Origin of the sequence: Thalassospira sp. CH_XMU1458 (assembly GCF_037027205.1) — a bacterium.
Taxonomy (GTDB): Bacteria; Pseudomonadota; Alphaproteobacteria; order Rhodospirillales; family Thalassospiraceae; genus Thalassospira; species Thalassospira tepidiphila.
The window spans coordinates 839,805-859,520 of the sequence record NZ_JAYMDW010000003.1; the positions used below are offsets into that span (position 1 = coordinate 839,805).

The following is a 19,716-nucleotide window of genomic DNA, read 5'->3' on the forward strand; positions in this document are numbered from 1 at the left end:
CCGATTAACCTTCTTTGCGATCCCGGTCATTGCCAAGGAATCCTCGCGTTTGCTCAATCGCTTCGCGCAGGCCAACACGCTGGACTTCGACGTCTTCAGGGAAGGCACCCAGCAGCCGTGAGGGCATCCGGTTGTCCAGCAGGACAAACACGCCGCGATCTTCGGCACGGCGCACCAGGCGGCCAAAGGCCTGCTTCATGCGCAGGCGTGTGAGCATGTCGTCATAGCGCGCCCCATGGAAAGCGGACTTGCGCGCACGGTGCAGGATGTCGGGACGCGGCCAAGGCACGCGGTCAAAGACGATCAGGCGCAAGCTATCACCGGGCACATCCACCCCGTCACGTACCGCATCGGTGCCAAGCAAACAGGCGTCGCGTTCGACCCGGAAAATGTCGATGAGCGTCGAGACATCCATGCCATCAATATGCTGGGCCAGAAGCTGCAGGCCCGCTTCATCCATCGGCCCGGTCAGACGCTCATACACCGCCCGCAGACGGGTGATCGCGGTAAACAGGCCAAGCGCACCGCCGCCCGATGCCAAAAACAGCTCGCGATAGGCCGCCGCAACATGATCCGGGTTGTCGCGGCCAAGGTCATTGACGATGAAAACGCGGGTTTGCTCGCGGTAATTATACGGACTTTTCATTGCCGCCCGGATGGCCGGAAGCGGCATGTGCGCGGCCCCCGTACGATCCTCGGCCACGGCCCAGTCGAATTCTTCGTCACCCGTGCCATCCCGAAGGGTGGCGGACGTTACCACCATGCCGTGCGCGGTGGGCGCAAGGGATGTGGTCAGCGGGATGGTCGGGTCAAGGTAGTGACGATGCATGCCGACATCAAAATCGCGGCCAAACTGGCGTTCAATTGCAAACCAGTCGACAAAGGTTTTGGGTGTTTCCTCGACCAGCGATGCCAACATTTCACGCCATGCGCCGACCTGCATGATCGCGCGGCGTTCAAGCGAGCGGATGGCAGCATCAAGGCGTTGGCGTTCGGCACTGTCAAGCTCATCGGCCTTTTCGTCCAACATATGGGCAATGATCTTGATCAGGGATTTGGCCGGTTTTTCCATGGCCTCCAGCGCGCGATCGAGATCCGCCGCACTGGCAAGAACTTCGTTGAGCGCCGGTTTGCAATCGGTCTCGATTGAGTATCCTCGATCCCCCTCGGCGGAGCGCGCCATCACCTGTGCCCGGACATGGGCAAGGAAGGTTTCTGCCGGGCCCTTGGCATATTGTGACCCGTCATGAATGCGCGATAGCCAACCTTGTTCGGGCAGGCATTGCGCAGCGACAATCACCGCATTGACCGCATCACGCAGTTCGTCCCGATCAAGGATCAGCGTTTCAAGGCGCTGTTTCAGGCCCCGCGCACGCGATGACCCCTTTTGCTCTGCCCCCAGCAACCAACGTCTGAGCTCCTGCCCCTCCATCCCGGTCAGATGCGATGAGAAGGCCTTGTCGGCGGCATCAAAAAGATGATGGCCTTCGTCAAAGACGTAACGTGTCGGCATGGAGGCATCATCAAGCCCGCCAAGTGCTGCCTGCACCATGACCAGTGCATGGTTGGCCACCACGATCTCGGCCGAGCGGGCGCGCCGTACGGTCTTTTCGACAAAGCATTTCGAATAATGCGGGCAGGCGGCATAGATGCATTCACCGCGCTGATCGGCCAATGCGCCGGTGAACCGGTTGCCGAGCAATTCGGTCAGCCAGGCGGGGAAATCACCGCCGACCATATCGCCATCACGTGTGTGCGACGCCCATCGCGCAATCAGGCCCAGCGGGGTGGCTTGGTGCGGTTGCTGGTTAAGCGGGCGTTGGGCTTCTTCGAAATTCAGCAGGCAGAAATAGTTTTCCCGTCCCTTGCGCACGACGGCCTTCAGGCGCTTGTCCGTGGGATCGTCATACAGGCGATCGAGTTCCTGATCGATCTGGCGTTGCAGGTTACGGGTATAGGTCGAAATCCAGACCGCACCGTCATTTTTCTGGGCCCAAAGTGACGCCGGGGCGACGTAACCCAATGTCTTGCCGGTCCCCGTTCCGGCCTCGGCCAGGACGATATTGGGCGCACCATCATGCAGGCGTGGGCCAAAGGCCGAACATACGGATGACGCATAATCGGCCTGTTGCGGGCGTTCTTCCGCGCCCTCGCCCAGAAGTTCTTTCAGGCGTTTACGGGCATCCTTGGGATCAACCGGATAGTTGGCGGGTGGCGGTGGCGGGGCATGTTCGGCCCATTCGCCAAGCTTTTTCCAGACTTTCAGGCCCTCATATACCGCATAACGATGCGGACCGTCGCCATCGGCCCCAAGGGCGGCCAGAACCGAAACACCCCACGGCCAGTGGCCGCGTGCCATCGGCCATGCAACCGACAGGGCCGGACCGCGTTTGTTGCGATGAAGGGTGGCGAGTTCCTGCAAAAGCCGTTTCATGGCTTCCGCCAATGCCTCTGCCTGACCAATCAGGTCATCGGCCGGTTTCTGGCCCGTCGCCAATGCAATGCCGCGCGGGGTCGGCACACAAAACTGTGCCGGACGGACAAAGGCAAACAGCTCCAGCAGGTCATGGGCCGGGAACGGATCGGATTTCAGCCGCCGTGCACAGGCCGGGGTATGGACCAGAATAGGGCGTGATGACCGGGCGCGCTTGGCCGCGGCCCCGTGCGGGAGTTCCTCGATCTCGCCATCGGGCGACAAAAACACGGCGTGACGCAATCCAACGACCATGACAGGTGCGTTGGGCGGCATGAAACGCGGTTGGGACTCTTCGGAACGATCATCGAACATTTGGGGCACTATAAGCAGACAGCGACAGTGGCGCCACCGGGGAAATTGACCTATCTTCGAATTTGTAGATTAGATCGTTTGGCAATGGTGGGGGGAAGTATGGACTGGTTTAAAAATATAGCAGTCAATCTTCATGCGAAGGGACCTGCAGCGGTTCTGATTTCCCTAGTTTTATCTATTGCTGCTCTTGGTCTATGGGGAGAGGGCGATCTAGCAGAAGTCGCGCTCAGCATTCTCGGATTTGCCTTTGGAATGGTGGGCTTATCTCTGGCTAATAAGGCGAACTAACCAATGGCAGCCCCCAATACCCGCAATCAGCATTTCTGGCGCGATGACGCGATGCCGTTTGTCGAATTGCGGCGTGTCGCGGACGGGCATTCGGTTTGTTATGAGCGCCACAGCCACGATACCTTTTCCATCGGTACGGTGAAGGGTGGTTACAGTACCTATTGGAACCGGGGCAAGACCCATGAAACGCAGACAGGGTCGGTTGTGATCCTCAACCCGGAGGACGTGCATGGCTGCAACCCGGTCAAGGGGGCGGATTGGGTCTATGACATGTTGTTTGTTGATCCGGACTGGCTTACCGATTTGCAGATTGAACTCGATGCCGATGCGGCCGGAAAGTTTGCGATGTTTTCCGATACGCTCAGCCACGATCCGCATCTTTATGATGGCTTGATTGATCTGGCCGATATGCTGGCCAATCCGGATGTCGATATTCTTGGCAAGGAAACGGCACTGGTATCGTTCTTTGGCGATCTGCATGTGCAGCTTGACCGGCGCGGTGTGCTGGGGGGCTGCGAATTGCGCACCAACGGTGCGGTTCATGATCGAAAGATGGCCCGGGTGGGCGAGTATATCCGCGCCCATTATGCCGAAAATATCAGTCTGGATGATCTGGCGGCACTGGTTGGCTATTCCCGGTCCTATCTGGTGCGGGCGTTTAAAAAGACTTTTGGCATGACGCCTTATGCCTATCTGATCAATTGCCGGGTGCAGCGGGCGCGCCATGCGCTTAGGCGCGGGGAGAAGATCGTTGATGTCGCGCTTGAAACCGGCTTTGCCGATCAGGCGCATTTCCAGCGCATCTTCAAACGCCTGATGGCGGCAACCCCACGGCAATATGCCCGTGCGCAGGCCGCCTGATCTGGGGCTGTGGATGCCCGCCGTCGCGGGCATGACGAGGAAGGCTCAACTATGTCGTCATTCCCGCGCAGGCGGGAATCCCTTGCCGCAAGTTGTGCGGGCGCATTTATCCGAAAACCAGATAGGCGGCACTGGCGATCAGCAACACCGCCATCGCCCGGTTGAACGCGCGAATGCGCGAAGGTTCGCCCAGGAAACGCGACAGGAACGCGCCCGCATAGGCCCAGCACGCGACCGAGGCAAAGCAGATGACAAAGTAGATGGCGGTGAATTCCCAGATCAGGGTTGGCGCGCCGGACGCCGCATAGGCGCCCATCCCGGCGATGGATGCCAGCCAGGCCTTCGGGTTGAGCCATTGCATGACGGCCCCGGTGATGGCTTTGGGACCGGATGCGGCATCGCCCTTGCCAAGTTCGCCGTTTGACGTTGCCAGTTTCCAGGCCATGAACAGCAAGAACGCCACCCCGGCCCACTGAATGACAGTGGACAGTTGCGGGAAGGCTTCAAGCATTTCATGCAGGCCCAGCCCGATCAAAAGCAGCAAAAGGCAAAATCCCGCGGTCGCGCCAAAGACAAGGCGAAGGGACGGGCGAAAGCCATATTGCACCCCAGAACTCAGCACCAGAATATTGACCGGTCCCGGTGTGATGGAGGCGGCCAAGGCAAAGGCGGCCATGGAAAGATACAGGCTGAGTGTGGCGCTAAAGCCGGACATCTTGGTATTCCTCGCAGGGTAGTGTTTTTTGTTGTTGATCAACATGCGCTGTCTGGCGGCGGGTTTATTGAACAAAATTGACCTGCGCGAAGGTGATTGCGGCTTTGGGCATAAAAAAACGCAACCGGATGTGGAGCCGGTTGCGTTGCGTGCTGTCGATATCCGTGTTCCGGTTGGTTGTGCCGGAACCGGTGTCAGATCAGCTTGTCGTCAGATCCATCAGAAGCGATGCGCAGCGCTGAGCGATCTCGTTGTTGGGTTCGTCACTGCCCGGCATGGTTGCCCAGCCTTTTGCAATCACGAAATCGTCGCGCTTGTAAGAGCTTTCAGCCTTGAGGGCCGTAAGTTCCGCCGTCTGATTGTTGGGCGAAAGCATTTTGAACTGGGCGACACATACCGGTGCCATTGCCGAGATCGTTGCTTCCTTGCCGCTTGCATCGGCCATTTCCTGCGCAGTGCCACCAGACACCACCGAGCCGGTGCTAAAACCGACAATGGTGATCAGTGCGGCGCCGATAATGCCGCCCCAAATTCCGGGCTTTGTCCATGCAGGGATTTCGATAGCCATAAGTAAAATTCCTTTTAATCAGGCCGTGAAAAGTATTTTTCGCGGCTCTGTTAGATCAAAGGAAAACATTGATGATGTAATATTACAATTGATTTATTTTTAAATATTTAAATCAAAGGTGAATTTTCTGAAGGGGAGCGGTTTTATTTTTCGATATTTTGAAGAATTATTTCGTGCTTCAACCGGAAAACATGTTCGACAAACCAGTTGCCCCACCGGCAATCATGGCATAGCGCGCCGCCTTGCCAATGGTCACCAGAATGATGAAGGGCAGAAGGCGCACCCGCATGACCCCGGCAAACAGGGTCAGCGGATCACCAATAATCGGAAGCCATGAAAGCAGTAATGACCACAGCCCGTATTTGCCAAACCAGCGCGATGCACGATCCAGTGCCTCGGCGGAGACGGGGAACCAGCGCTTGTGCTTGAAATGCTCGGCATAAAGGCCAAGCCACCAGTTGATGAGCGATCCCAGAACATTCCCGACCGTGGCGACCAGCACCAACACCCAAACCGCATGATCGCCGGACGCAATGAGGGCGGCCAACGCCGCCTCGGACGTGCCGGGCAGGATGGTGGCCGATGTCAGGGCGGAGAAGAAAAGGGCGAAAAGCACGTGTAAAAGCCAGTCAGATCAAGTCAGCGTTATGATTTGAGGCTGAATCTAAGGACATCAAGCGGTTGTGCAAGCACTTCATCCTTGCTCTCGGCAAAGGCCTTCAGGTAGGGCATCTCGAAATGCCGGGCGAGGTCTTCTTCCGAGCGCCAGGTTTCATAGGCCAACCAGAGGGCAGGATCGTCATTTGACTGGTGCATATCATAGCTGATGCAGCCTTCCTCGGCGCGCGATGGTTCGACCAATGCCAAAAGCCGTTTGCCAAGTTCGTCTTCCATGCCGGGTTTGGCGCGTGCGGTGGCAACAACGGTAAGATGCTTGGACATTTCGGTTTCCTGTCATTTTGATTGTTTGGCTTTTGGATAGATCACCACTCACAGTGCAGGACAAATCTTTGTTTCACAAGCAGGCAGAGAACAGAAAAAGGCCCGGTGCGGGGGACACCGGGCCTGGAATTGCTGGTCAGCAGTTTGGGGGGGAGCTGACCAGCAGGGGGGAGACGAAAATTAGGCGATGGTCGTGGTGACATCGACATTGCCGCGAATTGCGTTGGAATAGGGGCAAATGGTGTGTGCTGTTTCAACAAGCTTCTCGGCATCGGCCTTGTCGAGACCGGGCAGTGATACAGTGAGCTCAACCGCGATACCAAAGCCGCCTGCTTCGCGCGGACCGATACCGACTTCAGCCGAAACCCCGACGTCATTTGGCACCTTGATCTTGGTCTGGCCGCTGGCTGCCTTCATGGCGCCGATAAAGCAGGCCGAATAGCCCATGGCAAAAAGCTGTTCCGGGTTATGACCGTCACCGCCAGCACCGCCGAGTTCCTTTGGCGTGGACAGCTTGACATCAAGCGATCCATCGTCAGTCGAAGCGCGGCCATCGCGGCCACCGGTTGCAGAAGCGAGTGCGGTGTATTTGACATCAACAGACATGGTTTTCATCCTTTGTTTGAACATTGGTTCGGTTGGTGATTACCCGGCTGTTAGGTTCATATGTCGCCGGGGGCGGGCAGGTGCAACCGCACCTACCCGAAAGAGTGTTAAAGTTTGGGGACAATTCCCCTGTATTCGTCGTGTTATTCGCCGTGCAGGGCGGTGTGGAGATACTGACCGGCCTGCGCAATTGCGCCTTTGGCAGCCGGGGTATCGGCAAGGGCATTGAGCATGACAAAGTCATGGATCGTACCGTTGTAACGCGTCACGGTGACATCCACGCCAGCCTGGCTCAGTTTGCGGGCATATGCTTCGCCTTCATCCCGCAGCACGTCGTTTTCCGCAGTAATCACAAGTGCCGGGGCCTGACCGGCAAGCTGATCGGCACTTGCATGGATCGGTGTGATTTTCGGGTCAGTACGATCAACGCCTTCGGGCAGGTACTGGTTCCAGAACCATTCCATCGCAGGCTCGGTCAACCACGGGCCGTTGGCAAATTCGGTGTAGGACCCGTTGTTAAAATCGGCATCCGTCACCGGATAGAACAAAACCTGTGCGGTGATTTCCGGACCTTTGCGTTCCTGAGCCAGAAGCGAGACCACAGCGGTCATGTTGCCCCCGACACTGTCACCGGCAATTGCCAGACGGGTCGGATCGATATTGAGCTGTTCACCATGTTCAGCCACATATTTGGTAACGGCGTAATCCTGCTCAATCGAGATCGGATAGCGTGCCTCGGGGGAGCGTTCGTAATCCACAAATACCAGGGCCGCATTGGCACGAACCGCCAGTTCACGAACCAGACGATCGTGGGTGCCGGTATCGCCCATCACCCAGCCTGCACCATGGAAATACACGATCACAGGAAGGCGATCAGTATTGCCCGCCGGGCGGATGATGCGGACCTTGGTGGCACCCGTCGGGCCAACACCAAAGACCGTGTCAGTGATATCAACAGCCGGTTTGGCAACCTCGCCGGACTGTGCACCCGCCAGAACGTTGCGGGCCTCAGCCGGGGTCAGGGTGTAGATCTCCGGGCCGCCGGATGCGGAAAGGACGTCAATGAATTCCTGGGTGGTGTTTTCAAGAACCGGCTCTGCGAAGGCTGCGGTGCTGGTCAGGGAAGTCGACAATGCCAGTGCACCAGAAACAACAGCAGCGGCAACTTTTGAATTGAATGGGCTCATGGGTCTGATCCTTTAAATGGGCCGTCCGTGATGTTTGACGGGCGACGTTGCGTTTTGTTGAATTATGTATCGCACACAATTAAGTCGTGCACGATATAAAAATGAGAAACCCAGCCATGCAATAAAATCGCTTGTTATTTAATCGCGTGCGATATAATTTGCTTGGCCTTGAAAATTTCAGACCCAAGATGTTTTGAGAAGACGGACATCGCCTGTGGGTATGGAAGTCGCAGAATTCTGCGCAATGCGATGTCTTGTTGCCCCATATTAAAGGACCAGACCAATGGACAATTCATCCAAAGATGATCTGCTTCAGCTCGAAAAGTTTCTGTGCTTTTCGATCTATTCAGCCGGTCATGCCTTTAACCGGGTCTATAAGCCGCTGCTGGATAATCTGGGGCTGACCTATCCGCAATATCTGGTGATGGTGACCCTGTGGCAGGAAGATAACCAGTCTGTACGGAGCATTGGCTCGAAGCTCTATCTGGAATCCAGTACGCTGACACCGTTGCTCAAACGTCTTGAAGCCAACGGGCTTGTCAGCCGCAAGCGCGACCCGGAGGACGAGCGATCCGTGCGCGTCAGCCTGACCGCGGCCGGAAAGGCCCTGCTAGACAAGGCTGAAGAAGTCCCGCCCTGCATTCTTGAGGCCACCGGACTTGATATCGAGACCGCCAAACGCCTGAACCGTGATTTGCGGACCATGCGCGATCAGATGGAGGCCGGCGGTCAGAAGGTTTGATCGCGGTTATGTGGCCTGCTGTTTGAGATCCTGTTTCCGGTCCCGATGATAGGTCAGGGCCCAGCCAAGCGCGGTCTTGATCGCCGGTTCAGGCAAGGGGCGATCCAGCGGCAGGATAATGGCGCGATTGCCCTCGGTCGTCAGATCAGCCGAAAGCAGGCTGCGCGTCCGGTCAATCAGGTCGGTCTTGCAATCAAAAAAGATCATGACCTGATCAGGTGTTTTGGCTTTCCAGTCGGCACGAATGGTAATGCCCGATCCGGATTTGGGACGCCAGGCCGGTTCGCCCCATTTCAGGCTTTCGGTGATCGGGCCAACCCCGTCAATTTCGCCCGCCAGTTCAAAGACCCAACCCCGGATCGATATCAATGCCCGCCGGGCGTGCGCCGGGCAGGCATTGAATTTTGCCGCAACATCTGGGCTTGCGAAATCGCCAGATCCCATCACATGCCCGCAGCGCTCAGATTGCCAAGGGACTGTATCAGAAGCCAGACACCACAGATCGCAAGGGTGATGTGCTGCATGATCATGGCCGGGGCGATGATCCGTTTGGACCGGGTTAAGGTGCCAATGGCATGTAAAATCCGGCTTGCGATCAGAATGGCAGCCACAATCCAGATGATGGTCGATGTTGCCAGGATCGCCTCGATGGCAAGGATCAGCAGAATGCAAAGCGGGGCATTTTCAACGAAATTGCCATGCGCGCGAATGCGCCGGCGCAGGGTGTTATCATCACCATCGCCGCTCAGCACATTAAGCTGGGCGCGCCGGATCGAAACTGCCATGCTCAGGATGGTCAGAATCAGAACAAAAACGGCGGTGATAAAGATGGTTACGGGCAGCGGCAGCATGTCAGTATTCCCGGCTTGTGAAGGGGATTGTGAAAGTGTTTTCGAATTCAATCACTGAACGCAGTTTGGATCAAACAAAAGGACGACACCAATCATGGTGCCGTCCGAAGTGTCATGGGTCGAAAGGTACTTTTTCGCCCTAGATGTTGCGCAGGCGATCAAGGAAGTTTTTGACCTGTGCGTCAAGATTGCGGGCTTCTTCGGCCAGTTGGGTCGCCCCGGCCTGAACGTTCGAGGCCGCTTCGCCGGTTTCCTGGGACGTGTTGCGAACAATCCCGATAGAGGACGAAACTTCGTTGGTGCCAGCAGCCGCCTGTTGAACGTTACTTGAAATTTCGGCGGTGGCAGCCCCTTGTTCCTCGACCGCGGACGCGATGGCGGTGGCGATTTCGTTGATGTTGGAAATGGTTTCGGTCACCCGTTCAATCGCGCCAACGGTATTTTGCGTCTCGGACTGGATGGAGCCAATCTGTTGGGCGATGTCTTCGGTCGCCTTGGCGGTCTGGTTGGCCAGGTTTTTGACTTCCTGTGCGACCACGGCAAAGCCTTTGCCAGCCTCGCCCGCACGGGCCGCCTCGATGGTGGCGTTCAGTGCGAGAAGGTTGGTCTGGGCGGCAATGTCATTGATCAGGTTAACCACTTCGCCAATGCGGTCGGCCGCCTCGGCCAGGCCGGTGACCATGGCGTTGGCACGTGAAGCTTCCTCGACAGCAGTGTTGGAGATGTCAGATGACTTTGCCACCTGGGAGCTGATTTCCTGAATGGAGGCAGACAGTTCCTCGGTCGCAGACGCCACGGTCTGGACGTTGGCACTTGCCTCGTCCGCGGCGGCGGCAACAACAACAGCCTGTTCGGAGCTTTCATCGGCAGCACGGCGCATTTGCCGGGACACTTGTTCCATGTTTCCGGCCTTGTCAGACACGTTGACAACGATGGAGCCGACCGATTTTTCAAACTCGTCAGCCATTTGCAAGCGCGTGCGATTGCGTTCGTCGCTGGCGCGCTGTTCGGCTTGAAGCTTTTCACGTTCGGCCATCTGCATGCGGGCGGAGGCCTCCTTGAAGGCTTCAAGCGCCTTGGCAATTGCCCCTATCTCGTCATCGCGTTTGAGATAGGGCACCGTAATGTCAAACTCACCCTTCTGGAGGTTGTCAATCACACTGGTCACCCGCGTCATCGGGCGCGCAACAAGGGTTCTGGTCGACAAAAGAACCACGGCAATGACAATCGCCAACAGGATGACACCGCCGATCAGGGTGATATTGCGCAGATTGTCTGCCGGGGCAAAGACGGTCGCCAGCGGCACATTGACCACAACGCCCCATTTGTTGGGGTATCCGGCAATCTCGACCGGGACAATCATGTGCATGGTTGTATCATCATCAATCCGCATCGGATCGCCCGATTGCATGGTTTTTAGGATGGCGGCATGGATCGGGTTGTTGCCATCAAGGGTGGTGCCACGGAGTTCCGGGTCTTCGTGGGCAACCCAGGTGCCTTGGGCGGAGACAAGATTGACCGTACCAGTGCCAAACGGTGTCAATTCGGCAAAGCGTTCTGACAGGGCATTGAGTTCAAGATCAACGCCCAGCACTCCCAGAAAATCACCGTTCGGGTTCTGCACCGGATAGACAAAGGATGTCAGAACAACGTCACGGCCCTGAATGTCATAGGTGATGGCGTCGGTGACATAGGGCTGATTGGTGTCACGCGGTGCCGTGTAATATTCATTGATCTCTGGATTATCGAGACCGGTCAGGTGATAGGGGGTAATGCCGTCACCGAAATTGTAATAATAGGTGACGTATTTGCCGCTGCCGTCGCCGAATGGCTCGCCCTCGTTTACGTAGTCGGCATCCTTGCCATCAAGTGCATCGGTTTCAAAGCCCGCCCATGCGCCGGCAAGTGTCGGATTGTCGATCAGTGTCCGACTGAGAATTTCGTTATATGCCGCGCGATCAACGCCGCCTTTTTCGCGGATCGCACGAAAGGCCCCGGCCAGGTTTTTTGCGACCAACATCCCGCCATTCAGAACACTACCAGCCTGCTCTGCGTGATAGTTTGCAACCCCACGTGCTTCGCCGACGGTCAGTTCCTCGGTGGTCTGGCTTGTTTGAACGGTTTGAAGAGATATACCTGCAATCAGGCAGAGCGCGATGGTTACTGCACTGACAAGAGTCAGCTTCGCGCCAAGGGACAGGGACGAAAAGTTCATACAGTCATCCTTCCGACCTATGCTTTCGTTTGAAAGATCGCAATTGAGTAATAGGCCAGCCAAGTCAATGGCTTGGCAGTGCAATAAGGCACGACATATTAGGCGATTACTCTAAGGTATAATATTTGGAAAGGGAAGCTGTCTGAATATGTAGTTTTTGTTATTAAAATCGTTTGGTTTTTCCGATTGTCGGCGCAAACACTTCCTCGGCGGGGACAGGTTTGCCAAACAGGAATCCTTGCAGCTTGATGCCCGGCACGTCGCGCAGGAAGTCATACTGCGCCTTGGTTTCAACGCCTTCCGCTGTGACCGACAGGCCAAGTGCACCCGCCATTGCCAGCATTGCGTTGATCAGGGCCACGTCATCACTGTTGCCCGGTACCCCGCTTACAAAGGCACGATCGATCTTGATGCGACTGATCGGCAGGCTTTTGATCGACCGAAGGCACGAATAGCCGGTGCCGAAATCGTCAATCGCCAATGAAACGCCGACTTCCCGCAGGTCGTGCAGGGTCCGGATCATGCTGATTTCGTCCTGGATCATGCTTTCGGTGACTTCGATTTCAAGATCCTCGGCCGGGAGGCCGGAAATCGCCAGTTCATGGGCGATGCTGTCGGCAAAACCGGGCTGTTGCATCTGGCGGACCGACACATTAACGGCCATGCGAAGTTTCTGGCCATATTCATCCTGCCAGCGACGGGCCTGGTGGCACGCTTCGCGGATCACCCAGCTGCCGATTTCAAGAATGAGGCCGCTTTTCTCGGCAATCGGGATGATTTCATGTGGCCCGACAAGCCCGTGGACCGGATGTTTCCAACGCAGCAATGCTTCGACACCGACCATGTCGCCGGTTTTGCCATCAATCTGTGGCTGGTAATGCAAAACCAGTTCTTCGTTTTCAAGCCCGCGGCGCAATTCAAGGGAGCGCGTCATGTAATGGGCTGCATTGGCCGTCATTTCCGGCTCATAGAGGGCAAAGGTCCTGCGTCCGCGATCCTTGGCCGCATACATCGCGGTATCGGCAAGCCGGATCAGATCGTGTGATGATCGGCCATGCACTGGATAGAGTGAAATACCCAAACTTGCCCCGATATTCATTTCGTGGCCACGGATATAGAACGGGCGTTGCAGTTCCTGAATGATCTTTTGCGCCAGATTGGCGGCCGCGGTTTCGTTGGGGATGTTTTCGCGAATGATCAGGAATTCATCGCCGCCCAGCCGGGATATCGTGTCGGTGCGTTCGGTAATACCCTTGATCCGGGTTGCGGCAATCAGAATGACCTGATCGCCAGCGGCATGGCCAAGTGTGTCATTGATCGTCTTGAAATCATCAATATCAAGAAACAGGCAGGCGACCATCATGCCGCTGGGTTCGCAACGTTCGATCGCGCGGTTCAGGCGGTCAGTGGCAAGCAGCCGGTTGGGCAGGCTGGTTAATCCGTCATATTGGGCGAGGTAATGCAATTCCTGTTCGGCCTGCCGGATGGCGGTCCGGTCAGAGACGATCATCACATAGTGGGTCAGCTCGTGCTCTTCGTTTTCGACGGCAATAACCTGCAGGGACAGCGATATCGGGCCACGACTGGCGTTGTGGGTATCAAGATCGCGATGCCATTGGCGGCGGGCACCCGGCCCGGAAAACAATTCCTGAAAGAACTCGGCAGGATGTTCATTGGCAGAAAGGAAATAGGGCGGCTTTTGCAGCGTGTTTTCTTCGGTCTCGCCCGTGATCCGGTAATAGGCGTTGTTGGCGTTGGTAACATTGAGGTCCGGATCAAGAATAAGAATGCCGTCCTGGGTGGTTTCAAACACCGTCATGGCTTCGCGGAGCTTGTCCTGCGTCAGACGCTGATCGGTGATGTCCTGCATCATGCCGATGATGCGTTGTGACCCTTTGCGATCATCGCCAAAGGACTTGCCGCGGGCCCGCAGCCAGCGATAGTTCTGATCCTTGTCCAGACTGCGAAAGACAACGTCATAGAAATCGCCATGGGCAACCGCATAGGCAAAGGCCTTGCGCACCATGTCGCGGTCTTCTGTTGCGACCCGTTCAAGAAAGGCATCCCAGCTTTCGGTGACTGTTTCGGCATTATGATTAAGGTCGGCATTGCCAAGCCCGGTGGAGTGCATTTGCCGGGTCAGGACATCAATTTCCCAGCAACTCATCTGTGCCGCCGTCATGGCAAGCGACAGGCGGTGCTGGCTTTCTGACAGGGCCAGTTCGGCTGTGCGGCGTTCCAGTGCCATCTGGATAGTGGCATGCAGTTCACGGTCCGAAAACGGTTTGATCAAATAGCCATAGGGACGGGTTTTTTGCGCGCGCGCCAGTGTCGCGTCTTCGGAATGGGCCGAAAGATAGATGACCGGGATCATCAGGTGCGGCGGGATTCCAGCCGCTGTTTCAATGCCGTCAATATCGCCTTCGATGCGGATATCCATCAGAATGATGTCAGGTGGATCTTCATTGATGGCCGCAAGGGCGTCGCTGCCGCGCGTATGTGCGCTGGTGCGCTGGTAGCCCAGCTTTTCAAGCTGCTTGCGCAAATGAAGGGCGATAACACGTTCGTCCTCGACAATCATGACATGGACTGAATGTGGCATCCCGATCACTTCCCTATTTTGAAGTTGATGACAAAGGTGGTTTCGCCATTGGTCGTGATATCAAGCGTGCCACCAATCTGGTCGGCCAGCAGTTCAATCAGTTGCAGGCCAAGCCCGTCACTCGTGCCCGGCGTAAAGTCATCGGGCATACCGCGCCCGTTATCAGATACACGCAAGGTCACAACATCTTCGTCATTCATCTGGGTCGATACCGTGATCTGACCTTTTGCGCCGTCGGGGAAACCGTGTTTTAGCGCATTGGTGATCAGTTCGTTGGCAATCAGTCCACAGGGCACGGCCTGATCGATGGTCAGTTCGACATGGGCCAGATTGCTTTTGACCTGTACCCGGTTGATATCGACATTGAATGTCGCCAAAAGCGACGAAATAAGGCTTTCGCAGAAATCGGCGAAATTCACCTTGGCGATGTCTTCGCTTTGATACAGCGACTGGTGAATTTGCGCCATCGACCGGACGCGATTGCAGCTGTCGATCAGCGCTTCGCGTGCCTGTATGTCAATGACCGAGGATGTCTGCATATCGAGCAAACTATGAATGATCTGCAGATTGTTTTTCACCCGGTGATGGACTTCGGAAAGCAGCGTTTCCTTTTCACGAAGCGATCGTGCGATCTGTTCTTCGCGATGTTTGCGTTCAGAAATGTCGGAAATGGCCGCAAGGATTTGATGCCTTTCGCCATCAGAGATCGGGTTCAGGCCGATTTCAACGGGGAACTCGCTGCCATCCTTGCGCAAGGCATAAAGATCGCGGCCAGCCCCCATCGGGCGGGGATTTGGCCGCTCGGAATAGGAGCGCCGCAAACGCGGGTGTCCGGTACGGAAACGTTCGGGGACCAGCATTTCAATCGGCTGGCCCAGCAGTTCATCGCGCGCATAGCCGAAAATGATTTCGGTCTGGGCGTTCACCATTTCCATGGTGCCATCCGCACTGATCAGGATCATGGCATTTGGCGCGTATTCAACAACGCGTTCAAATCTTTGATCCGGACTTTTCGTCGGAAAGGCGTTTTCGGTGATGTGCCCACCGGTCTCTCCAAACGACATCAACACACTCCAATCATCGTGTTTGTTTCGTCGATCGGGTTTGCCTTCGCTTGCGGACTATCAATAGTATTAAATTAAACTAATAGTGTATCTCAGTATAAGCATATGGTTATGCAATAAAAGATCTTCTCAATTTAAGCGTGCTTACCCACTGTCGGATATTTGTCGGCAGGTGGCTAAAGTCAACTACACTTAGGTGTAGCCGCTAAGGTGGCTTTACAAGCAACCGCCTGCAGATAAATATCGGCGATTGGCCCGGTAATTCCGCGATTATTTGGCAGCCATGCGCAACAGGTGCTTGATCTTGGCCCGAAGTGGGGTATAGCTTCGCGCAAACATGCGATCAGCTTGATACGTATATTTCCCGAGAATTTAACGATCCAACTGACAAACAAGGTTTCAAAAATGACAGCCGATCTTCGAGATGCCGCACTTAACAGCAACGTCTGGGCTTTTCAGGAAGCCAGCAAGCTGGTCAAGCGGTATAAACAGAAGGCGCCTGAAAAGGGCTATGTCCTTTTTGAAACCGGTTATGGTCCGTCGGGTTTGCCGCATATCGGCACCTTTGGTGAAGTTGCGCGCACGACCTATGTCCGTCGCGCGTTCGAAACCATGTCCGACATCCCGACCAAGCTGTTTTGCTTCTCGGACGATATGGACGGCCTTCGCAAGGTGCCCGACAACATCCCGAACAAGGACATGGTCGCCCAGCATCTTGGCAAGGCGCTGACCAGCGTTCCGGACCCGTTTGGGACGCATGAAAGCTTTGCCCATCATAACAACGCCAAGCTGCGTGAATTCCTTGATGGTTTCGGGTTCGAGTATGAATTCAAATCATCGACCGACTGTTATCGTTCGGGCATGTTTGACGAAGCACTCCTGCGCCTTCTGGAACGCTATGACGCGATCCAGAAAATCATGCTGCCGACCCTTGGCGAAGAACGCCGTGCGACCTATAGCCCGTTCATGCCAGTCGAGCCGGGCACCAACAAGGTCCTGATGGCCAAGGTGACCGAGCTTAAGCCTGAGAGCGGCAGCATCGTTTACGAACATCCGGAAACCGGCGATCTGGTTGAAACGCTGGTTACGGGCGGCAATTGCAAACTGCAATGGAAGCCGGACTGGGCAATGCGCTGGTATGCGCTGGGCGTTGATTATGAAATGGCCGGTAAAGACCTTATTCCGTCGGTCGAGCTTGGCAACAAGATCGTCAAGGCACTTGGCGGCACCCCGCCGGAAGGCTTCAACTACGAGCTGTTCCTTGATGAGAACGCCCAGAAGATTTCCAAATCTAAGGGTAATGGTCTTTCGATGGAAGACTGGCTGAAATATGCGCCGGAAGACAGCCTGTCGCTGTTCATGTTCCAGAAGCCGAAAACCGCAAAGCGTCTGTATTTTGATGTCATCCCGAAAACCGTGGATGAATATCTGACCTTTGCCGAAAAGCTTAAAACCGAAACCGATCCGGAAAAGATCCTGCAAAACCCGGCCTGGCACATTCACGCCGGGACCGCACCGGATCGCGAAATTCCGTTGTCGTTCGGCATTCTTCTGAACCTTGTTTCGGTCTGCAATACCGATGATCGCGACCTGCTTTGGAAGTTCATTTCGCGTTACGCCACCGGCGCAACTCCGGAAACCTCGCCGTATCTTGATAAGCTGGTCGGCTATGCGATCAACTATTACAGCGACTTCGTCAAACCGACCAAGTCGTACCGCGCCCCGACCGAGGCAGAAAAAGCAGCCCTTCAGGATTTGCGCGATACACTGGCTAAAATTGCACCGGGCACCGATCCGTCCGATATCCAGACCGAAGTTTTCACCGTGGGCAAAAACCACAATTACGAAAACCTGCGCGACTGGTTCAAGACGCTTTATGAAGTGCTTCTGGGTCAGGAACAGGGCCCGCGTATGGGCTCCTTCATCGCCCTTTACGGCCTTGATGAAAGTGTTGCCCTGATCGACCGTGCGCTGGCCGGTGAAGACCTGTCAGCCTAAGACGGCGCGATCAGATAAATGCAAAAGACGGCTCGCCTTTGGCGGGCCGTTTTGCTTTTTGGGTCATATCATTCAATAATTTGCCAGTCAGACCGGCTATGGCGGTGCTTTGCGTCACCAGCAAGGAATTGAATGATATGGGATTTTGGCAGAAATCAATGATCGCGGTTGCATGTTCCAAACCGCTTCGCAGCCTTGGCGAGGCGATTGGACGCAAGACTGGACTGGCCGCGCAGTTTGTCAGTGCGAACGATGGCATTGGCCATGTGTCGCGGGCAAATGCGCTGGCGGCACAAGGTATCCGGATTTCAAGCTTTTATCTTGGTGAATATGTCGAAGATATCACGCAGGTCCGCGAAACGGTTGATCAGCTTGGCTTTGTGATGCCAAGCCTCGATATGTCTGGACTGGATGTGCATGTGTCGATTGATCCGTCGCAGCTGGGCTATATGCAGGGCGAGGCGGTCCTGACCAAACATGTCGACGAGATCGCAAACAAGATCCGCGATATTGCAGCACAGGCAAGTTCATCGCAGACCATCCGGCTTATGATCGACATGGAAGATTTCGACATGGTCGATGATACGCTGGCACTGCATCATCGGTTGGCGACCGCCGGTGTGCCGGTTGCCCAAACCCTGCAAGCCCGTTTGCACCGGACGGAATCTGATCTGAACGACATGATTGCACGCGGGGCGATGGTACGACTGGTCAAGGGGGCAATGGCCCCACCGGCAAGCGTATCGTTTACCGAGCGTGATCAGATTGATGCCAATTATCTGAAACTGGCCGGCATGATGTTATCGGAAACCGCCAGGCAAAGCGGTTTTTTCCCGGTCTTTGGCAGTCACCATCGCGACTTGGTGCTCAAGATCGCGACGCTTGCCGATGACAATGGCTGGGCCCGCGATCAGTTCGAGTTCGAGATGCTGTATGGCGTTAATCAGCCGTTGCAACGTGAACTGGTTGCGGCGGGGTATCGCCTGCGGCTGTATGCGCCGTTTGGCAAGGACTGGTGGGCCTATGCCTGGCGCCGGGTGGGGGAGAATCCGCGCAACCTGTCGCTTTTGATGAAGTCGGGACTTAACCGATAGTAAAAACGAATGAGGCCAGCACATTGATGCTGGCCTCATTGTGTTAATCAGCTTGGCGGCAGGTAACGCCGCAGCGGATGATTTTCAAATGGCGCCAGAAGCACATGGCGGGCACGTTGCCAACCCACACCAAACGCCATCACCAGTCCGCCAACGATGAAGCAGACCAGAACGATGGTCATGGACGGATCAATCGCCGCCCCCTCGAACCCGGATTGCAGCAGATAACCGACATAGATCAGGCCACTGATGATCGGCGACCGACGATCCAGGATCAGGGACAGCACCATGGCAATGATGATCACCGGGATCATCGCAAGGGCGGCGGCCTCAAACGTTGCGGCAATCGAATGGATGGTCAGCGGCGCGCCAAAGACATAAAGCCAGAACGCACATTCCGCCCAGCCATTGATCCGTTTGGGATCGCGGCTGTCGATAAAGATCGCAAGGGCCAGCAACAAGATGCCCGTCGCCGTGATCAGATAGGGGATATAGGGTTCTGCCGCCGGGCCGAATGTCGCCATCAAAGCAGACCAGAAAACGCCAACGAGGCCAGCAGCAATCAGCGCAAACGATACCGGCAGGCGATAGCGCAGGAAGAAGCCAAGTTGGAAGGCAAAGCCGATGATGGCGACAAACACCAGCACATTCATCGACCGCTGCCCGAAATCAATCACCGTATCAAGATCGGACAACTGCCCGGCAGGTCCGGCAAGCGACATGTAAATCGCCACCGCATAGATCATCAGCGTTGCGCCAAGGGCGGCCATAATCGCGATCGAGGGCAGGGACGCCTTGAGCTTACCTGCGATATATTCCGCCAGCGCGACATAGGCGATCATGGCGAGTGGTGGCGCGATCCAGAATGCCAGCCCATTGGCAAGCAGGCCCCACAGAACGAACCAGCCGATGGTCAGTGCGCATATGCCAAGTGCGATGAAGATGTCATTCATGCCGCGAAACAGCGTGAATTTTTCAGTTTCAGGCGACTCTTGCGATTGTTTAGCAAGGTAGTCTTCAAGCCTTGCAAAGGCCTCTTCGCTGAGCACGCCGGCCGATACCGCATTTCGGATATCGGCAAGGGTGAATTGATTGTTTTTCACGGTGGCTCCGGTGTGTGTTGTTGCTCTTGTGCCGTTTTGGCGTGTGTCCGATGGGTCAGTGATACACGCCCTGTGCAATGCTTTCAAATTTC

The 19,716-nt window shown here is 55.8% G+C and carries 18 protein-coding genes; 5 read left to right on the forward strand and 13 right to left on the reverse strand.

All coding sequences use genetic code 11. The features are described 5' to 3' along the window. Positions 1 to 4 precede the first annotated feature (4 nt). On the reverse strand, positions 5 to 2,788 hold the full coding sequence (locus WBY09_RS17855; protein ID WP_336233460.1) for an ATP-dependent DNA helicase: 2,784 nt from the start codon (positions 2,786 to 2,788) through the stop codon (positions 5 to 7). Positions 2,789 to 2,887: 99 nt separating this feature from the next. On the opposite strand from WBY09_RS17855, the gene WBY09_RS17860 reads away from it, so the two are divergent. Continuing rightward, entirely contained in the window at positions 2,888 to 3,076 is a 189-nt protein-coding gene (locus WBY09_RS17860) for a hypothetical protein (RefSeq protein WP_336233461.1), read from the forward strand. A gap of 3 nt (positions 3,077 to 3,079) precedes the next feature. After that, positions 3,080 to 3,937, forward strand: a complete 858-nt coding sequence (locus tag WBY09_RS17865) for an AraC family transcriptional regulator (RefSeq protein WP_336233462.1) — start codon at positions 3,080 to 3,082, stop codon at positions 3,935 to 3,937. A 106-nt stretch (positions 3,938 to 4,043) separates the two neighbouring features. Here WBY09_RS17865 and WBY09_RS17870 read toward each other — a convergent pair whose 3' ends face one another. The 6 genes from WBY09_RS17870 to WBY09_RS17895 form a co-directional block, all read right to left on the reverse strand. After that, complete coding sequence (locus WBY09_RS17870) at positions 4,044 to 4,652, reverse strand: LysE family translocator (protein ID WP_336233463.1); 609 nt, start codon at positions 4,650 to 4,652, stop codon at positions 4,044 to 4,046. A gap of 199 nt (positions 4,653 to 4,851) precedes the next feature. After that, positions 4,852 to 5,220 (reverse strand): hypothetical protein, encoded by a 369-nt coding sequence (locus WBY09_RS17875; RefSeq protein WP_120226462.1) that lies wholly within the window; start codon positions 5,218 to 5,220, stop codon positions 4,852 to 4,854. A gap of 178 nt (positions 5,221 to 5,398) precedes the next feature. Then, entirely contained in the window at positions 5,399 to 5,836 is a 438-nt protein-coding gene (locus WBY09_RS17880; protein ID WP_336233464.1) for a YqaA family protein, read from the reverse strand. 29 nt (positions 5,837 to 5,865) lie between these two features. Then, entirely contained in the window at positions 5,866 to 6,162 is a 297-nt protein-coding gene (locus WBY09_RS17885; RefSeq protein WP_336233465.1) for a putative quinol monooxygenase, read from the reverse strand. A 180-nt stretch (positions 6,163 to 6,342) separates the two neighbouring features. Then, on the reverse strand, positions 6,343 to 6,768 hold the full coding sequence (locus WBY09_RS17890) for an organic hydroperoxide resistance protein (RefSeq protein WP_008890243.1): 426 nt from the start codon (positions 6,766 to 6,768) through the stop codon (positions 6,343 to 6,345). Positions 6,769 to 6,911: 143 nt separating this feature from the next. After that, entirely contained in the window at positions 6,912 to 7,955 is a 1,044-nt protein-coding gene (locus tag WBY09_RS17895; RefSeq protein WP_336233466.1) for an alpha/beta hydrolase, read from the reverse strand. 283 nt (positions 7,956 to 8,238) lie between these two features. Between WBY09_RS17895 and WBY09_RS17900 the strand changes: the two genes are divergently transcribed. Beyond that, complete coding sequence (locus WBY09_RS17900) at positions 8,239 to 8,697, forward strand: MarR family winged helix-turn-helix transcriptional regulator (protein ID WP_336233467.1); 459 nt, start codon at positions 8,239 to 8,241, stop codon at positions 8,695 to 8,697. A 6-nt stretch (positions 8,698 to 8,703) separates the two neighbouring features. On the opposite strand, the gene WBY09_RS17905 is transcribed toward WBY09_RS17900, so the two are convergent. The 5 genes from WBY09_RS17905 to WBY09_RS17925 all read right to left on the reverse strand — a co-directional run bounded on the left by WBY09_RS17905 (position 8,704) and on the right by WBY09_RS17925 (position 15,429). Continuing rightward, a complete protein-coding gene (locus WBY09_RS17905) occupies positions 8,704 to 9,141 on the reverse strand; it encodes a DUF1801 domain-containing protein (protein ID WP_336233468.1) in 438 nt (145 codons plus the stop codon). After that, on the reverse strand, positions 9,141 to 9,548 hold the full coding sequence (locus WBY09_RS17910) for an MAPEG family protein (protein ID WP_336233469.1): 408 nt from the start codon (positions 9,546 to 9,548) through the stop codon (positions 9,141 to 9,143). Before WBY09_RS17910 ends, WBY09_RS17905 begins: the two co-directional genes overlap by 1 nt. Before the next feature lie 139 nt (positions 9,549 to 9,687). Beyond that, the gene (locus tag WBY09_RS17915) at positions 9,688 to 11,763 is read right to left on the reverse strand and encodes a methyl-accepting chemotaxis protein (protein ID WP_197146991.1); all 2,076 of its coding nucleotides are present in this window, start codon (positions 11,761 to 11,763) and stop codon (positions 9,688 to 9,690) included. A 163-nt stretch (positions 11,764 to 11,926) separates the two neighbouring features. Further along, complete coding sequence (locus tag WBY09_RS17920; RefSeq protein ID WP_336233470.1) at positions 11,927 to 14,365, reverse strand: two-component system response regulator; 2,439 nt, start codon at positions 14,363 to 14,365, stop codon at positions 11,927 to 11,929. A 5-nt stretch (positions 14,366 to 14,370) separates the two neighbouring features. Then, positions 14,371 to 15,429 carry a sensor histidine kinase gene (locus WBY09_RS17925; RefSeq protein ID WP_336233471.1) on the reverse strand — a complete coding sequence of 353 codons (1,059 nt, stop codon included), beginning with the start codon at positions 15,427 to 15,429 and terminating at the stop codon, positions 14,371 to 14,373. A gap of 405 nt (positions 15,430 to 15,834) precedes the next feature. Here WBY09_RS17925 and WBY09_RS17930 point away from each other — a divergent pair, with 405 nt between their 5' ends. Both WBY09_RS17930 and WBY09_RS17935 read left to right on the forward strand, forming a co-directional pair. After that, positions 15,835 to 17,427: a lysine--tRNA ligase gene (locus WBY09_RS17930; RefSeq protein ID WP_336233473.1), complete on the forward strand. Its 1,593-nt coding sequence runs from the start codon at positions 15,835 to 15,837 to the stop codon at positions 17,425 to 17,427. 137 nt (positions 17,428 to 17,564) lie between these two features. Next, on the forward strand, positions 17,565 to 18,521 hold the full coding sequence (locus WBY09_RS17935) for a proline dehydrogenase family protein (RefSeq protein WP_336233474.1): 957 nt from the start codon (positions 17,565 to 17,567) through the stop codon (positions 18,519 to 18,521). Between the two features lie 47 nt (positions 18,522 to 18,568). On the opposite strand, the gene WBY09_RS17940 is transcribed toward WBY09_RS17935, so the two are convergent. Continuing rightward, a complete protein-coding gene (locus WBY09_RS17940; protein WP_336233475.1) occupies positions 18,569 to 19,624 on the reverse strand; it encodes a hypothetical protein in 1,056 nt (351 codons plus the stop codon). Positions 19,625 to 19,716 lie beyond the last annotated feature (92 nt).

Bases quoted from the DNA above. Each gene is read 5' to 3' on its own strand.
- WBY09_RS17855 (WP_336233460.1), bottom strand. From the start codon at position 2,788: ATGTTCGATGATCGTTCCGAAGAGTCCCAACCGCGTTTCATGCCGCCC.
- WBY09_RS17860 (WP_336233461.1), top strand. From the start codon at position 2,888: ATGGACTGGTTTAAAAATATAGCAGTCAATCTTCATGCGAAGGGACCT.
- WBY09_RS17865 (WP_336233462.1), top strand. From the start codon at position 3,080: ATGGCAGCCCCCAATACCCGCAATCAGCATTTCTGGCGCGATGACGCG.
- WBY09_RS17870 (WP_336233463.1), bottom strand. From the start codon at position 4,652: ATGTCCGGCTTTAGCGCCACACTCAGCCTGTATCTTTCCATGGCCGCC.
- WBY09_RS17875 (WP_120226462.1), bottom strand. From the start codon at position 5,220: ATGGCTATCGAAATCCCTGCATGGACAAAGCCCGGAATTTGGGGCGGC.
- WBY09_RS17885 (WP_336233465.1), bottom strand. From the start codon at position 6,162: ATGTCCAAGCATCTTACCGTTGTTGCCACCGCACGCGCCAAACCCGGC.
- WBY09_RS17890 (WP_008890243.1), bottom strand. From the start codon at position 6,768: ATGTCTGTTGATGTCAAATACACCGCACTCGCTTCTGCAACCGGTGGC.
- WBY09_RS17895 (WP_336233466.1), bottom strand. From the start codon at position 7,955: ATGAGCCCATTCAATTCAAAAGTTGCCGCTGCTGTTGTTTCTGGTGCA.
- WBY09_RS17900 (WP_336233467.1), top strand. From the start codon at position 8,239: ATGGACAATTCATCCAAAGATGATCTGCTTCAGCTCGAAAAGTTTCTG.
- WBY09_RS17905 (WP_336233468.1), bottom strand. From the start codon at position 9,141: ATGGGATCTGGCGATTTCGCAAGCCCAGATGTTGCGGCAAAATTCAAT.
- WBY09_RS17910 (WP_336233469.1), bottom strand. From the start codon at position 9,548: ATGCTGCCGCTGCCCGTAACCATCTTTATCACCGCCGTTTTTGTTCTG.
- WBY09_RS17915 (WP_197146991.1), bottom strand. From the start codon at position 11,763: ATGAACTTTTCGTCCCTGTCCCTTGGCGCGAAGCTGACTCTTGTCAGT.
- WBY09_RS17920 (WP_336233470.1), bottom strand. From the start codon at position 14,365: ATGCCACATTCAGTCCATGTCATGATTGTCGAGGACGAACGTGTTATC.
- WBY09_RS17925 (WP_336233471.1), bottom strand. From the start codon at position 15,429: ATGTCGTTTGGAGAGACCGGTGGGCACATCACCGAAAACGCCTTTCCG.
- WBY09_RS17930 (WP_336233473.1), top strand. From the start codon at position 15,835: ATGACAGCCGATCTTCGAGATGCCGCACTTAACAGCAACGTCTGGGCT.
- WBY09_RS17935 (WP_336233474.1), top strand. From the start codon at position 17,565: ATGGGATTTTGGCAGAAATCAATGATCGCGGTTGCATGTTCCAAACCG.